Source organism: Pseudonocardia sp. EC080619-01 (assembly GCF_001420995.1).
Classification (GTDB): Bacteria; Actinomycetota; Actinomycetes; order Mycobacteriales; family Pseudonocardiaceae; genus Pseudonocardia.
Genome location: NZ_CP012184.1, coordinates 2195839 through 2210112 on the forward strand (window position 1 = coordinate 2195839; position 14274 = coordinate 2210112).

At 75.3% G+C, this 14274-nt stretch carries 15 protein-coding genes; 7 read left to right on the plus strand and 8 right to left on the minus strand.

The window, feature by feature from the left end; genetic code table 11:
• Positions 1–65 precede the first annotated feature (65 nt).
• Positions 66–1295 (plus strand): amidohydrolase, encoded by a 1230-nt coding sequence (locus tag AD017_RS10235; RefSeq protein WP_060574066.1) that lies wholly within the window; start codon positions 66–68, stop codon positions 1293–1295.
• Between the two features lie 83 nt (positions 1296–1378).
• Here AD017_RS10235 and AD017_RS10240 read toward each other — a convergent pair whose 3' ends face one another.
• Both AD017_RS10240 and AD017_RS10245 read right to left on the minus strand, forming a co-directional pair.
• Entirely contained in the window at positions 1379–2272 is an 894-nt protein-coding gene (locus tag AD017_RS10240) for a serine hydrolase (RefSeq protein ID WP_060574067.1), read from the minus strand.
• Entirely contained in the window at positions 2269–3153 is an 885-nt protein-coding gene (locus AD017_RS10245; protein ID WP_060574068.1) for a LysR family transcriptional regulator, read from the minus strand. Before AD017_RS10245 ends, AD017_RS10240 begins: the two co-directional genes overlap by 4 nt.
• A gap of 93 nt (positions 3154–3246) precedes the next feature.
• On the opposite strand from AD017_RS10245, the gene bla reads away from it, so the two are divergent.
• Positions 3247–4149 carry a class A beta-lactamase gene (bla, locus tag AD017_RS10250; protein WP_060574069.1) on the plus strand — a complete coding sequence of 301 codons (903 nt, stop codon included), beginning with the start codon at positions 3247–3249 and terminating at the stop codon, positions 4147–4149.
• Between the two features lie 7 nt (positions 4150–4156).
• Here bla and AD017_RS10255 read toward each other — a convergent pair whose 3' ends face one another.
• Positions 4157–4963, minus strand: a complete 807-nt coding sequence (locus tag AD017_RS10255; RefSeq protein WP_168170514.1) for an SGNH/GDSL hydrolase family protein — start codon at positions 4961–4963, stop codon at positions 4157–4159.
• 248 nt (positions 4964–5211) lie between these two features.
• Here AD017_RS10255 and AD017_RS10260 point away from each other — a divergent pair, with 248 nt between their 5' ends.
• Complete coding sequence (locus tag AD017_RS10260) at positions 5212–5499, plus strand: DUF1540 domain-containing protein (protein ID WP_060574071.1); 288 nt, start codon at positions 5212–5214, stop codon at positions 5497–5499.
• Here the strand turns inward: AD017_RS10260 and AD017_RS10265 are convergent.
• The gene (locus AD017_RS10265) at positions 5484–5900 is read right to left on the minus strand and encodes a hypothetical protein (protein ID WP_060574072.1); all 417 of its coding nucleotides are present in this window, start codon (positions 5898–5900) and stop codon (positions 5484–5486) included. The two genes, AD017_RS10260 and AD017_RS10265, sit on opposite strands and share 16 nt — an antisense overlap.
• Positions 5901–5960: 60 nt before the next feature.
• Positions 5961–7514: an AMP-binding protein gene (locus AD017_RS10270; protein ID WP_060574073.1), complete on the minus strand. Its 1554-nt coding sequence runs from the start codon at positions 7512–7514 to the stop codon at positions 5961–5963.
• A 64-nt stretch (positions 7515–7578) separates the two neighbouring features.
• Between AD017_RS10270 and AD017_RS10275 the strand changes: the two genes are divergently transcribed.
• The gene (locus tag AD017_RS10275; protein WP_060574074.1) at positions 7579–8286 is read left to right on the plus strand and encodes a GntR family transcriptional regulator; all 708 of its coding nucleotides are present in this window, start codon (positions 7579–7581) and stop codon (positions 8284–8286) included.
• A gap of 13 nt (positions 8287–8299) precedes the next feature.
• On the plus strand, positions 8300–9445 hold the full coding sequence (locus tag AD017_RS10280; protein WP_060574075.1) for an acyl-CoA dehydrogenase family protein: 1146 nt from the start codon (positions 8300–8302) through the stop codon (positions 9443–9445).
• A 51-nt stretch (positions 9446–9496) separates the two neighbouring features.
• Here the strand turns inward: AD017_RS10280 and AD017_RS10285 are convergent, their stop codons facing one another.
• Positions 9497–10846: a glycosyltransferase family 2 protein gene (locus AD017_RS10285; protein ID WP_168170515.1), complete on the minus strand. Its 1350-nt coding sequence runs from the start codon at positions 10844–10846 to the stop codon at positions 9497–9499.
• A gap of 88 nt (positions 10847–10934) precedes the next feature.
• Complete coding sequence (locus AD017_RS10290; RefSeq protein WP_060574077.1) at positions 10935–11324, minus strand: helix-turn-helix domain-containing protein; 390 nt, start codon at positions 11322–11324, stop codon at positions 10935–10937.
• A gap of 98 nt (positions 11325–11422) precedes the next feature.
• On the opposite strand from AD017_RS10290, the gene AD017_RS10295 reads away from it, so the two are divergent.
• Positions 11423–12253 carry an NAD(P)H-binding protein gene (locus tag AD017_RS10295; protein WP_060574078.1) on the plus strand — a complete coding sequence of 277 codons (831 nt, stop codon included), beginning with the start codon at positions 11423–11425 and terminating at the stop codon, positions 12251–12253.
• An 81-nt stretch (positions 12254–12334) separates the two neighbouring features.
• On the plus strand, positions 12335–12685 hold the full coding sequence (locus AD017_RS10300; protein ID WP_010244001.1) for a tetratricopeptide repeat protein: 351 nt from the start codon (positions 12335–12337) through the stop codon (positions 12683–12685).
• A 44-nt stretch (positions 12686–12729) separates the two neighbouring features.
• On the opposite strand, the gene AD017_RS10305 is transcribed toward AD017_RS10300, so the two are convergent.
• Entirely contained in the window at positions 12730–14265 is a 1536-nt protein-coding gene (locus tag AD017_RS10305) for a family 16 glycosylhydrolase (protein ID WP_145986082.1), read from the minus strand.
• Positions 14266–14274 lie beyond the last annotated feature (9 nt).

The window sequence follows — 14274 nt, forward strand, 5'->3', positions numbered from 1 at the left end:
AACGTAGCGCGTGCGCATCGGTGCGCGGGTGCCGCACCGGGCGTCCCGGACTAGGTTCGGCTCACGTGAGCACCGACCTCGCCGACCTCTACCGCGACCTGCACCGCCATCCCGAGCTGTCGTTCGCCGAGACCCGTACCGCAGGCATCGCCGCCGACCGGCTGCGCGCCGCCGGGTTCGAGGTCACCGAGGGCGTGGGCCGGACCGGGGTGGTCGGCGTCCTGCGCAACGGCGACGGGCCGACCGCCCTGCTGCGGGCCGACATGGACGCGCTCCCGGTCGCCGAGGACACCGGCCTGGACTACGCGAGCACCGCGCGGGGCACCGGCCGCGACGGGGAGGAGACCGCCGTCGCGCACGCCTGCGGGCACGACGTGCACGTCACCTGCCTGGCCGGGGCCGCCGCCGAGCTCGCGTCCACACGCGACACCTGGTCGGGGACGCTGCTGGTGGTGTTCCAGCCGGCCGAGGAGTTCGGCGCCGGGGCCGACGCGATGCTCGACGACGGCCTCTACGAGCGGTTCGGGACACCGGACGTCGTGCTCGGCCAGCACGTCGCCCCGCTGCCCGCGGGCGTCCTCGCGATCACCCCGGGCCCGGCGTTCGCGGGGAGCGACACCGTGCGCGTGACCCTGCACGGCTCGGGCGGCCACGGTTCCCGCCCGGAGACGACCGTCGACCCGGTCCTGCTGGCCGCGTCGACGGTGCAGCGTCTGCACGCCGTGGTCTCGCGGGAGGTCCCGGCGACCGAGACGGCGGTGCTCACCGTCGGCATGCTGCGGGCCGGGACGAAGGAGAACGTCATCGGAGACTCGGCGGAGCTCGGGCTGACCGTGCGGTCCTACACCCCGGCCGTCCGGACGCGGGTGCTCGGCGCGATCGAGCGGATCGCGCGCGGCGAGTCCGCCGCGTCCGGGTCGCCGCGGGACCCGGAGATCCGGGTCCTCGAGTCGTTCCCGCCGGTGGTCAACGACGCCGACGCCGTCGAGCGCACCCGGCACGCGCTGACGACCGCGACCGCGCTCCCGGTCGTCGACCCGGGACCGGTCACCGGCAGCGAGGACGTCGGCCGGTTCGCGGTCGCGGCGGGCGTACCGTGCGCGTACTGGCTGCTCGGCGGGGCGGACCCCACGGAGTTCGCGCACTGCACGAGCGTCGACGACATCCGGGAGCGGGTCGCGGAGCTGCCGTCGAACCACTCCCCGCGCTACGCCCCGGTGATCGAGCCGACGCTGTCCACCGGCGTCGCCGCCCTGACCGCGGCCGCCCGCGCCTGGCTCCCGCCGCCCACCTAGAGGGTTCCGGCGCTCACGGGTTCCGGGGTCGCTCGCGCGATCGGGCGAGCGCGGCCGCAACCGGTGAGCGTTCGCCTGGGCACTCAGAGGGCCGGTGCGCGGACCGCGTTCACGGCCGTCCGGGCGGCCGCGCCGATGGCCGCGTCGGCCCGGGGGACTGCCGCGTCGCTGCGGGCGGCGTGGGTGAACACCGCGACGGCGACCGGGTGCTCGCCCGGGTAGGTCACCACCCCGACCTCGTTGCGGACGGCGCCGACCGTGCCGGTCTTCCCCGCGACCGCGGCGGACGCCGGGAAGCCCGCCCGCAGCCGGTGCGGCCAGATCTGGGCCGAGAGGACCTGCCGGGCGAACGCGGTCCCTGCGTCCGACGCCAGCTCGCCGCGCCACAGTCGCGCCAGCAGCGCCGTCGCGTCGGCCGCGGTGGTCGAGGACCCGAAGACCGGGCTGAGCGCCCGCACCTGTGCCGGGACGTCGTTGTCGGCGAGGACGGCGAAGGCGGCCGCGACGTCGTCGGTCCCGGTGTCGGCGACGAGACCGGCGAGGACGTCCGCGGTGCCGCCCCGGATCCGGGTGCCGGTCAGGCCCAGCTCGGCGGGCAGGGCGGCGACCCGGTCCCGCCCGACCGCGGCGTGCACGACGTCGGCGGCCACGTTGTCCGACACGGTGATCATCGAGGTCACCAGGTCGCGCCTGCTCATCGTCACCGGGTCGGCGAGCGCCGAGATCCCCGTCGCCCCCGGCGTCCGCCCCGGCGGGACGACGACCGGTTCCCGCGGGTCGAGCCGGCCCTCGTCGACCGCGCGGCAGTACCCGACGAGCACGAGCAGCTTGTAGACAGAGGCCATCACCACCGGGACGTCCGCGCCGACCGCCACCTCACCCGGGCCGGAGCCGTCGGACGTGACCGGACGGGCGTGCAGCCAGCCCCGCACGCCTGCGTCCCGGAACACCGCGCGGACCTCGGCGGCCGCGGTCACGGGCCCGCCGCCCGGGCCACCTCACGCAGCACGGCGGCGAGCGCGTCGACGACGCCGTCCGGGGTGTCGTCGCGGTGCACCACCCGCACCCGAAACGGCACGGGCTCCCCGGCCGCGGGCCGGCGGGCCACCCCGGCGGCGGCCAGCGCCCGGTCCGGGGTGAGCGCGAACGCGGTGCCGGTCGCGACCAGCGCGAGCGCCTCGGCCTGGCCCGCCGCGTCCGCCGCCCGGACCGGACGCCCGCGGGTCTCCAGCGTGTCGAGCAGCAGGTCGTGCGCCGCCGGGGCGTGCACCCGCGGGGCGGTCGCCAGGTCGAGGGCACGCAGCGTGCGCAGCACGACCGGCCCCGCACCGGCCGCGGCGGGATGGCCGGCCGGCACCAGGACGTCGGTGGGCAGGGCGACGACGGGACCGGCCCGCGCCGACTCCAGCACCGCCGGGTGCGCGACGACGGCGACGTCGAGCGTCCCGACCGACACCGCGTCCACCAGCGTCACGGTCGGCCCGGCGGTCAGCACCGCCCGGCGCCCCGCAGCGGCACCGGCCCGCGCGGCGAGCTCCGCCGACGCCCGTGCGCCCAGGTCACCGACGACACCGATCCGCAGCACCTGCGCCGCCTCGGCGTGCCGGTCGGCGGCGCGGCCGAACGCGTCGGCGTCCTCCAGCAGGGCACGGGCCCGGGGCAGCAGGTCCCGCCCGGCGGTGGTCAGGGCGACCCCGCCGGGCCCGCGGTCGAACAGGACGACGCCGAGCCTGCCCTCCAGCCGTCGCACGCCCTGGGACAGCGGCGGCTGCGCCATGTCCAGGCGTGCGGCGGCACGCCCGAAGTGCCGCTCCTCGGCGACCGTCACGAAGAAGGCCAGGTGCCGCAGCAGGTCCACCGGAGATCGTCACCTCGCCTCATACCCATCCGATATGGCACACGCCGTACGAGCATATTCGCGATATGGCGTGCGCTCTGCTGGTCTGGTGCCATGACGCTCTCCCGCCGCTCCCTGCTGCTCGCCGGCGCCGCCGGTCTCGGTGGCGCGCTCCTCGGCTGTTCCGCGCCCACCGCACCGGTGGCCCCCGCCGCGCCGGCACCGCGCCCGATCCCCGCGATGGACGGGGTGGAGCGCGAGTTCGGCCGCCGGATCGGGGTACACGTACTCGACTCCGGCACCGGCGCCACCGCAGGCCACCGCGACGGCGAGCGGTTCCTGATGTGCTCGGTGGTCAAGGCGCTGATGGCGGGGTTCGTGCTGCACCGGTCGGTGGCCGACCCGGCCCTGCTGGACCGCCCGGTCCGCTGGGGCCGCGCCGACCTGCTGGAGTACGCGCCGGTCACGTCCCGGCACGTGGACTCGGGACTGTCGGTGGCGCAGCTGTGCGAGGCCGCCGTGACGGTCTCCGACAACACCGCGCACAACCTGCTCCTGCGCGAGGTCGGTTCCCCCGCCGACCTGACGGCGTGGCTCCGCTCCACCGGCGACGGCGTCACCCGCGCCGACCGGTACGAGACGGCGCTCAACGACGTCGACGGCGACCGCGACACCAGCACCCCGGCCGCACTGGCGGCGACCCTGCGCGCACTGACCACCGGTGACGTGCTGCCGTCCGCCCAGCGGGACCGCCTGGTGGGCTGGCTGCGCGCGAACACCACCGGCGACGAGCAGATCCGGGCCGGTGTGCCGGACGGCTGGCAGGTCGGGGACAAGACCGGCAGCGGGCCGCTCGGGGAGAAGAACGACGCGGGGGTGCTGTTCCCGCCGCAGGGCGCCCCGGTGCTGCTGACGGTGTTCACGGTCCCGGCCGACCCCTCCGCACCGGACGACGACCGCGGCGCGGCGGCCGTGGCCGCGGCGACCCGGGCGGCGCTGGCCGCGCTGCGCGGGTGACGCCCGCTCAGATCGCGGAGAGCACCGCCCGCAGGATGGCGACCTGCCCGATCGGGCTGGGGTGCAGGCCGTCGTCCTCCCAGAAGTCCGGGCGCGCCGGGAGCCGGCTCAGGTCGACGGCGTCGGGGTCGACGTCGCGCACCATCGCGACGAGCTCGGGCAGGTCGGCGGCGTCCCACCACTCCCCCGTCAGCTCCCGGGTGAGCCCGACACGGGCCGGGTCCACCGGCGGCGGCACGACGAACCGCACCCGCGAGCCGGCCTCGGTCTCGAGCAGCAGGCGCAGCGCCCGCAGGTTCCGGGCGGTCTCGGTCGCCGAGACCATCCGGATGCCGGTGGTCGCCCCCTCCCGACGGACGTCGTTCGTGCCCAGCATGACCAGCACCCGTGTCGGGACCCGGGACACCAGCACCGGGCCGAGCGCGAGCGCCTCGGAGCTCGTGCGCCCGGACAGCGCCAGGACCTCGACGGACGCCTCCGGCTCGACCATCGGCACCAGCTCGGCCAGCAGCCGGGCCCAGCTCAGCCGGTCGGCCGAGATCGAGTCACCGACGACCACGACCCGCTCGCCGGGGCGCAGCGCCATCCGGTGCAGGCCGGCGGCGACCGGGCGTTCGCCGATCAGCGCACCGGCGGCGGCCCGGACCCGGCCGGCCAGGGCGTCGCGCACCCCGGACACGGCGGACGGGTCGAGGCCCGCCGTGGAGGCGAGGACGCGGTCGATCTCCTCCTCCTGCACCCCGAACGCCGCGAACGCCGGCCAGGCCGTGAGATCGGCGTACCGGATCAGCCGGGTCATCAGGTCGCTCTCCACGGATCCCTCCAGGTCGCGTGCGCGGACGGGCACGAGCATGCCCGGCCGCCGACCCGGTCGATCACCCGGCCCGGTGTCGATCCACATCACTCGAACAGATGCCAGTTTCTGTGACCCGCATCACATTAACACCAGGTTTCCGGACATGTTTCCACAGCTCGGACGGCGAACTGAGGCCGACCGCACCGCAGGTCAGGCGAGCCTGCGTTGGCTGGTGCGCCGCAGGCGACACCGCCACGCTGCGCCCCATGACCACCGCTCAGGACATGCCCCAGGTGCAGCAGTGTTCCGCGACCAGCTGTTCCTACAACTCCGACTCGCACTGCGGCGCGGGAGCGATCACGATCTCCGGCGACCACGCCCACTGCGGCACCTTCGTCGAGATCTCGTTCCGCGGCGGCAACGGCAACGGCCTCGTCGGCGCGTGCCACCGCTCGGACTGCCGCTTCAACGAGAAGCTCGAGTGCACCGCCTCGTCGGTGAACATCGGCCAGGGTGCCGACGCCGCCGACTGCCTGACCTACGAGGCCAGGTAGGTCAGCTCCTCCGCACGCACCTCGCCACGCTCGTCGACGCGCAGCGCGCCGTCGGCGACGGCGAGGGCCGCCACGGGGTCGATGTCGTCGACGAGGACGGCCACCCCGCCGGCGGCGACCTCTCGCAGTGCGGCCAGTACCGCGCTGCGGTCGTGCGCGCCGAGGCCGTCGGTCAGGCGGTCGGCGAGGACCATCGCGGTGACCCCGGTCCGGACCGCCCCGACCGCGGCCAGCCGGTCCGCGACCGGCTCCGCCACGCGCGCACCCAGACGCCGGACGACGGCGTCGTGGCCGTCGGCGGACCGCCCGGACGCGTCGTCGAGCCGGTTCATCATCCGTCGGCGCTGCACGGACGGCCCGAGCAGCACCGTGATGCTGCCGGCCGGCAGGCGCAGTGACATGAGCCCTCCCTGACCGCTGTTCAGGTCAGGCTAACCGCAGATAACGGTGGAGTGAAGGGATCAGCCGATGGTCCTGCCCACTCCGGCCCAGTAGGGCGCGCGCAGCTCACGCTTGAGGATCTTCCCGCTCGGGTTCCGCGGGAGGGCCTCCACGACGTCCACGGAACGCGGACGCTTGTAGCCGGCGATCAGCGGGCGCATCCAGTCGAGCAGCGCGTCCGGGTCGATCGTGGCCCCGCCACGCGGCACGACGACCGCCTTCACCGCCTCTCCCCAGCGCTCGTCCGGCACCCCGATGACGGCGACGTCGGCGATGTCCGGGTGCTCGGACAGGACGTTCTCGACCTCGATCGGATAGACGTTCTCGGCGCCGGTCACGATCATGTCCTTGATCCGGTCGGTCAGGAACAGGAAACCGTCGGCATCCAGGTAGCCGGCGTCACCGGTGCGGAGCCGGCCGTCGTCGCCCAGCGCGGTCGCGGTCTCCTCGGGCCGCCGCCAGTAGCCCGCCGTGACCTGGTCGGAACGGATCCGCACCTCACCGACCCGGCCGGCCTCGAGCTGCTCACCGGTCGCCGGGTCGACGACGGTCAGCTCCACCCACGGGTAGGCCCGCCCGGCCGAGCGCATCAGGTGTGCCCGCGGCCCGTCCGGGTCGTGGTCCCCGGGATCGAGCTGGGTGATGGCCCCGGTCGTCTCGGTGGCCCCGTAGACCTGGAACAGCGGGGCCCGGAACGTCTCGACGACCTTCCGCAGCGCTCCGGCCGTGATCGGTGAGGCGCCGTAGGCCACCGAGCGCAGCGCCGACCAGTCGCGGTCCGCGGCACCGGGTACCGCGACCAGCATCTGGAGTACCGCCGGGACGAGGAACGCGTTGGTGACCCGCTCGCCGGACATCGTGTCGAGCAGCGCGTCCGGGACGATGTCGGCGACCAGCACCAGCCGAGACCCCGCGGCCAGGCAGACCAGCGCGTAGCCGACCCCGCCGATGTGGAACAGCGGCATCGCGACCAGGGCGGTCGAGGTGGTGTCGATCGACCAGTGACCGGCGGCGAGCAGCAGCGCGGAGAACTGCCGGTGGGCCAGCAGCACGCCCTTCGGCAGTCCGGTGGTGCCCGAGGTGTAGAGCTGCAGGACCGGGTCGTCGACGGTCGTCCCCTCCGGCACCGACGGTGGCAGCGGCGCGTCCGGCGCGTCCCGCCAGTCCGCGTAGTCCTCCCCGACGACGAGCACCCGGCGCCCACCGAGGTCCGCGCGCAGTCCCGCGAACTCCGGGCCGAGTACGACGAGCCCCGCGTCGGCGTCGGCGACGAGCGCGTGCAGGTCGGCCTCGGTGAGGCGGGTGTTCAGCGGCACCGAGACCGCGCCGACCCGGGGGGCGCCGAGCAGGAGCTCCAGGAACTCGGGCCGGTTCTTCCCGATCCAGACCACCCGGTCCCCGACGCCGAGCCCGAGGTCGCGCAACGCCGCACCGGCCAGCCCGGCCCGCCGGTCGAGCTCGCCGTAGGTCGTCTCGGCGCCGTCGGCCGTCACCGCCACCAGGTGCGCGCGGCCGGGGTCGGCGAGGATGTCGGTGAGCCGGAAGTCGGTGGCAACACTCGTCTGACCAGGCACGTCGGTCTCCCTCGATCGTCGTCGGCACAGGGTTCGAACAACCGTATATGATAGTGGAGTGCTCATGCCGGACCTCGCGACCGACACCTCGCCGGGACGTGCACCGCAGCTGCCCGACCGGATCGCACTCGTCCTGCGGGACCGCATCCTGTCCGGCGAGCTGCGCCCGGGCACCTTCCTGCGGATGGACCGGATCGCCGCCGAGCTGGGCGTCAGCCACACCCCGGTCCGCGAGGCCCTGCAGTCGCTGCGGGCCGAGGACATGGTCCTCGCGGTCCCGCGCCGCGGCTTCGTCGTGGCCGAGCTGACCCGGGGCGACGTCGCCGACCTGTTCGAGGTGCAGGCCGACCTGACCGGGACGCTGGCCGCCCGGGCCGCCGAGCAGCTCGGCCCGGCCGATCTCGACGGCCTGCGCACGCTGGCCGGCCGGGTCACCGAGCTGTGCGGCCGGATGCCGCACGACGCCGGCCCGGAGGATCTCGAACCGCTCGTCTCCGCCGAGCACCGGCTGCACGCCGAGATCAACCGGCTGGCGTCGTCGCGCAAGCTCGCCTGGCTGGTGGGGCGGTCGTCGCACTACCTGCCGGCGCACTTCTACACCGGCTCGCCCGCCTGGCGGACCGGGGCGCTGCGGGCGCACACCGAGCTGCTCGACGCCCTCGGCGCGGCCGATCCGGAGGCGGCCCGGTCGGCCATGCGCCGGCACGTGCTCGACGGCCGGGACCTGCTGCTAGCCCATCTGGACACCATCGGAATGTGGACGACCGACTGAGGAGGGGGCACCGATGCCCGTCACCCTGACCGAGGACCAGGCCGACCTGGCCACCGCGATCGGCGAGTTCTGCCGTCGCGAGATCGGCTCGAAGGAACGCCGCGACGAGCTCACCGACCACGGGAGGCACCCGCACTCCGAGGAGATCTACCGGAAGATGGCCGACGTCGGCTGGCTCGGCATCGCCGCCCCCGAGGAGTACGGCGGCGCCGGGCAGGGCATGCGCGAGCTGCTGGTCTTCCTGGAGGAGACCGCGTACGGCCAGGCCCCGATCTCCGGGTTCGGCACGACGATCATCACCGCGGCCGCGATCGAGAAGTTCGGCACCGAGGCCCAGAAGCAGGAGCTGCTCGGCGGCATGTGCCGCGGCGACGTGCTGTCGATCTCCATGTCCGAGCCCGAGGCCGGTTCCGACGTCGGTGGTCTGACGTGCAAGGCCACCAGGACGGAGAACGGCTGGCGGATCGACGGCCAGAAGACCTGGTGCTCCAACGCGCACATCGCCTCGCACATCCTGCTCGTCGCGCGCACCTCGACCGAGGGCGGCAAGCACGACGGCCTGACGATGTTCGTCGTGCCGGCCGGTGCGGCGGGCCTGAGCGTCCACGGCATCGAGACGATGGGCGGCAAGGAGGTCAACGACCTCTACTTCGACGGGTGCGAGCTGCCCGCCGACGCCGTCGTCGGCACCGAGGGCCAGGGCTGGAAGCAGCTGATGGCCGGGCTGAACCTGGAGCGGATGATCCTCGCCGGGCTGATGCTGGGGCTGGCCCGCCGGGCGTTCGACGACACCGTCGCCTACGTGAAGGAGCGGAAGCAGTTCGGCCGGCCGGTCGGCACCTTCCAGGCCCTGCGGCACCGGATCGCCGACAACGCCACCGAGCTGGCGGCGACGAAGCTGCTGGTGCACGACACCGCGCGGACGATCGACGAGGCCGAGCCGGGCGCGCTGTTCCCGCGGGAGGCGTCGATGGCCAAGCTGAAGGCCACCGAGCTGGCCAAGCACCTGTCCCTGGAGGGCATGCAGATGCTCGGCGGCTACGGCTACGCCACCGAGTACGGCATGGAGCGGCTGCTGCGCCAGAGCGTGGTGTCCACCGTGTACGGCGGGACCAGCGAGATCCAGCGCGACATCATCGGCAAGACCTACGGGCTCTGACGGCACCGGTCCCGGGCGGGCCGGTCGCGCCCGCCCGCCCGGGGCCGGCGGTCAGGCCGAGAGCGGCTGACGTCGCGCGGCGTCACCGGGGCCGGGCTGCTGCGGCGGCGGGAAGCCACTGACCGTCCCGGACGTCTGCGCGGCCTCCCGGGCCGCGCGCCGGACGTGCGCGGGGACCGTGCTCGCCCGCCGCGGGGGCAGCATCGGCGGCACCGCACCGCCGGCCCGGCGCACCTCGCGTGAGCGGCGCAGGTAGGCCCAGCCGCCTCGGGCCAGCCGGGCACCGCGCTGTGCGGCACCGGCCTCGGGCACGGCGTCGCCCGCCCCGGCCTCGCGGGCGGAGATGTGGCGCAGCCGGGCGACGGCGGCGGGCAGCCGGCGCAGGGCTGCGGAGCGGCCCTGCGGGGACAGCGCGACCTTGGCCAGGAAGCTGCCCAGGCCGACCGCGTAGCCCTCCATCTGCTTGCGCAGGGCCTCCTGGTCGGGGCGGTGGTGGTGCCACAGGTAGGCCCCGGGCAGGTAGCCCAGGACGTGCCCGGCCAGGATCATGCGGACCAGGAACTCACCGTCCTCGCCGCCGTGGGTGGGGGTGCCCGGGCCCATGGCCTCGTCGAAGCCGCCGACCGAGCGGGCGGCGGTGGCGCGCACGGCGAGGTTGGCGCCGATGCCGAGCAGGCCGGGGGCGAACGGGAAGATCGGGGAGTCCGGCGGGGGCGCGGCGAGGGAGAACCGGCGGGCGGTGAAGCCCTTGTTCCAGGCCAGGGCGGTGTCGGCGGCGCGTTCCTCGGGGCTGCCCAGGCGGGCGGCGAGGACGGGGCCCGACACGCAGGCCAGGTCGGGGTCGGCGGCGAAGGCGCCGGCGATGCGGGAGGCCCAGGCGGGGTCGACCTCGGTGTCGTCGTCGGTGAAGGCGACCAGGTCGGTGCGGGCCTCGGCGAGGCCGCGGTTGCGCCCGACCGAGGCGCCGCGGCGGGGTTCGCGGACGTAGCGGACCCGGGGTGAGCCGGTGGCGGTGACGGCCTGCTGGGTGCGTTCGTCGTCGGGGTCGTTGTCGACGACGACGACCGAGAGGGCGGGGTGGTCGGAGGCGAGCACGGCGCGCAGGCAGCGGGCGAGGGACTCGGGGCGGTTGCGGGTCGCGACGACCACGGTGACCGGGTCCGATCCGACCGGCGCCCGGTCGACCGCACCGGCGGGCGGCAGGGCCGCGATGGCCATCGCCAGCTCGGCCGCGCCGGCCCGTCCGTTCCGCAGCGGCACGGTCACCTGGTCCTGCGGGGTCCCGTCCACGGTGATCAGCAGCCGGGCGGCACCGAAGCGCGGGTCGACCACGAGGTCGGCAGCGGGGGCGAGCCGGTCCAGCTCGCCCACCCACGTCGGTCCGTCCGGGTTCGTCGCCATGCACACCATGGTGCTCACCGCGGCTGTGACGACGCTGAGACGTCCCCCGGGAGGAGGTCCGCTGTGGCGGAGCACACCCGGCCGGCGGTCACCGGCCGGCGACCGCCCGCGACCGCGCCACGACGACGTCGGGCACCCGCTCGTTGATCCACCCGATCAGGCCGGTGAGGTGGCCGGTGACGTCGCGGCCCAGCGCGGTGAGCCGGTAGCCGACCTGGGGCGGCGAGGTGGGGGCCACCTCGCGGTGCACGAAGCCGTCGGCCTCCAGGGTGCGCAGGGTCTGGGCCAGCATCTTCTCGCTGACCCCGCCGATGGTGCGGCGCAGCGCGGAGAACCGGAGTTCCTCCCGGGACAGCGCGACCAGCACGAGCACCGCCCACTTGGACGTCACGTGGTCGAGCACCGTACGTGCCGGGCAGTCGCTGTCGAACGCGTCACCCGGCCCGAACCACTCGACGGCCCCGACCTGCGTGCTCACATCGGCCTCCCGTGCTTACCCGAAGGTGCGTACTTACTTTTCGTAAGTAGAGCACACATCGTGGGTACGACAGGGATCGCGAACGAGGAGGAACGACGATGATCGTGGTGACCGGAGCGAGCGGGCGGCTGGGCCGCGCGGCGGTACGGGCCCTGCTGGAGACCGTGCCCGCCGAGGGGATCGCCGTGCTGGTGCGCGACCCCGCCTCGGTGACGGACCTGGCCGCGGCCGGCGTCGTCGTGCGCCGGGGCGACTACGAGGACCCGGCCTCCCTGAAGGAGGCCTTCACCGGCGCCGACCGGCTGCTGTTCGTGTCCGGTTCCGATGTGACACCCGGCGTGCGCGCACGCCAGCACGGCAACGTGGTGCGCGCGGCGGCCGAGGCGGGCGCCGGGCAGGTCGTGTACACCAGCGCCATCGCGGCGGACGCCGAGGGCGGCGCCCCCGGGTTCCTCGCCGACCACACGACGACCGAGGCCCTGCTGCGCGACTCCGGCCTGCCTGTGACGCTGCTTCGCAACACCTTCTACACCGATCTGTTCGTGAACCGGGACGCCGTCGCGCACGCCGTCGCGACCGGCGCCACGGTCGCCGCGGACGAGGGCCGGGCGCTCAACACCGCCACGATCGACGACCTGGCCCGGGCCGCCGCCGCGGTGCTGACCTCCGACGGCCACACCGGCCGCTCGTACGAGCTGCGCGGGCCGCTGTGGACCTTCGACGAGCTCGCCGCGGTGATCGGCGAGGAGTCGGGGACGCCGGTCGTCCACCGGGGACCGACGCCGGAGGAGGCCGGTGACCACGCGTTCCTCGGGTCGCTGGTGTCGTCGGGCCTGTTCGCCGAGCCGTCGGACGACCTGGACGGGCTGCTGGGTCGCCCGGCCACCGGCATCCGCGAGGTCGTGCGGGCGGCGCTCGACCGGTCCTGACCACCGGTCCGGGAACAAGGACGGCCGCACCCCGGTTGTGGTTGATGTATCAACTTCCACGACGCCGAAGGAGGCCGAGCGATGAACTTCCTGCCCTGGACCCTGGACGAGGTCACGGCTCCGGCCGACCGGTGGGAGCGCGCGAGCTACCTGTTCGACTCCGGCGACCACGTCGGGGCCGCCCGGATCCTCGCGGACCTGGCCACCGAGGAGCCCGGCGCGGATGCGGTCCGGCTGCTGCTGGCCCGGGCGTACTACCACTCGGCCCAGCTCGGACGCGCCGAGTCGGAGCTGCGTGAGCTGGTGGAGCGCGTCCCGTCCGACGGGTACGCCCACCTGCTGCTGGGGCGCACCCTGCAGCGGCGGTCCCGGCACGACGACGCCGCGCCGCACCTGCGGCTGGCCGGCGCGCTCGGGGTCACCGCGGACTGACCCCGCCAGGGCGGCACCGGGACGACCCGGTGCCGCCCGGCCGGTCAGTCGTCGTCGAGGTCGTAGATCCGGACCCAGTCGACCTCGTAGGTCGCCGGCTGCATGTCGCCGCCGAAGAAGTTGTCGAGCTGGATCGTCAGGTGCCCGCTGGGCATGTCCTGGATGGCGCGCCGGCCGGCCTGCGCCCCGCCGGAGAAGCTGAACCACTCCTCGCCGTCGATGAAGCCCTTGATGTGGTCCGGGGTCCACTCGACCGCGACGTTGTGCCACTCCGAGAGCGGCTCCCCGCAGTCGGTCTCGCGGACGAACTCCTGCTGGATCGCACCGCGGCCGTGCGGGTAGTGGATGAACGCCTCGGCGCACTGCTCGCCGGGGGCACCGTTCTCCAGGAAGTCGTACTCGCCGTCCTGGGGCCACCGGTCCGACTGCGGCCAGATGATCAGCAGCGGGTGGTACTGCCTGCCGTTGTCCGGGCCGTTCGCCTCGGAGCGGACGCGGGCCTCCCAGCGGCCGTACTGCTGGTTGAACTTCGAGGAGATCCACGCCGAGTCGCCGTTGCGCAGCCCGGTCTGGACGAGCTTCTCCCCGTCGACGGTGGAGCGGCTGAGGCAGCGGCCGCCGTTGCCGTCGTGCCCCGGCCAGCACTCGCCGGGGTGGTTCCACCGCTCAGGGTCGGGCCGCCCGGTGTAGTCGAACTCGTCGGACGCCGGCAGCGGGGTCCCCCAGCCGAACCGCTCGGCGGCGGTCGGTGCGCCGGGTTTCGGGACGCTCTGGTCGGCGGGCCGCGCGGACGGGTCGGGTCCGTCGGCGGGGTCCTCGGCGGGCTCCGCCGCGGGGTCCTCGGCCGGGGTCCCGGCCGGGTCCTCCGCGGGCCCCGCCGCCGGGTCCGTGGGGTCTGCGGCCGGATCCCCGGGGTCCTCCCCCTGGCCCGCGGGGTCCTCCCCCGGACCCGCGGGCCCCGCGCCCGGGGCGGAGGGCTCCTCGGCCGGAGCGGCCGGACCGGCCGGGTCCTTCGCAGGATCGGCGGGGTCCGCGGGCTCGTCCGCCGGACCGCCGGGCCGCTCCGCCGGACCCGCGGGGCGTTCGGGCGGGGCGCCCGCCGGTTCCTCCGCCGGGCCTGCCGGGCCTGCCGGATCGGCCGGGTCCGCCGCGGGGGCCGGATCCGCCGGGTCCACCGGTTCGGCCGCGCGGGCCGGACCCTGCCCCGGGCCACCGGCCGGGTCGCCCCCGGGCTCCGGCTCCTCCGGGCCCGGCGCCGCCCGGGGGGCGGGATCCGCGTCCGCCGGGGGGCCGCTGTCCTGGCCCGGTGGCGGGTCGGCCTCCGCCGTACCCGACGACGAGCGCAGTGCCGATCCCGACGCGGGGACCGGCCCGAGACCGCCCGGCTCCGGGTCCGGCGTGTCCGCGCCCGCCGCGGGCGGAGCGCCCGGGACGGGGACCCCGGACACGGGGGGTGTGGCAGGCGGCGCGCCACTCACCCCGTCGGCGAGGGCGAGCCCACCGCCGGACACAGCGAGAACACTCGCCGTGACGACCGTTGTCGCGCCGATCACCGTGCGTCGCGCCAGTCCGCGTCTCATGGCTCCGAT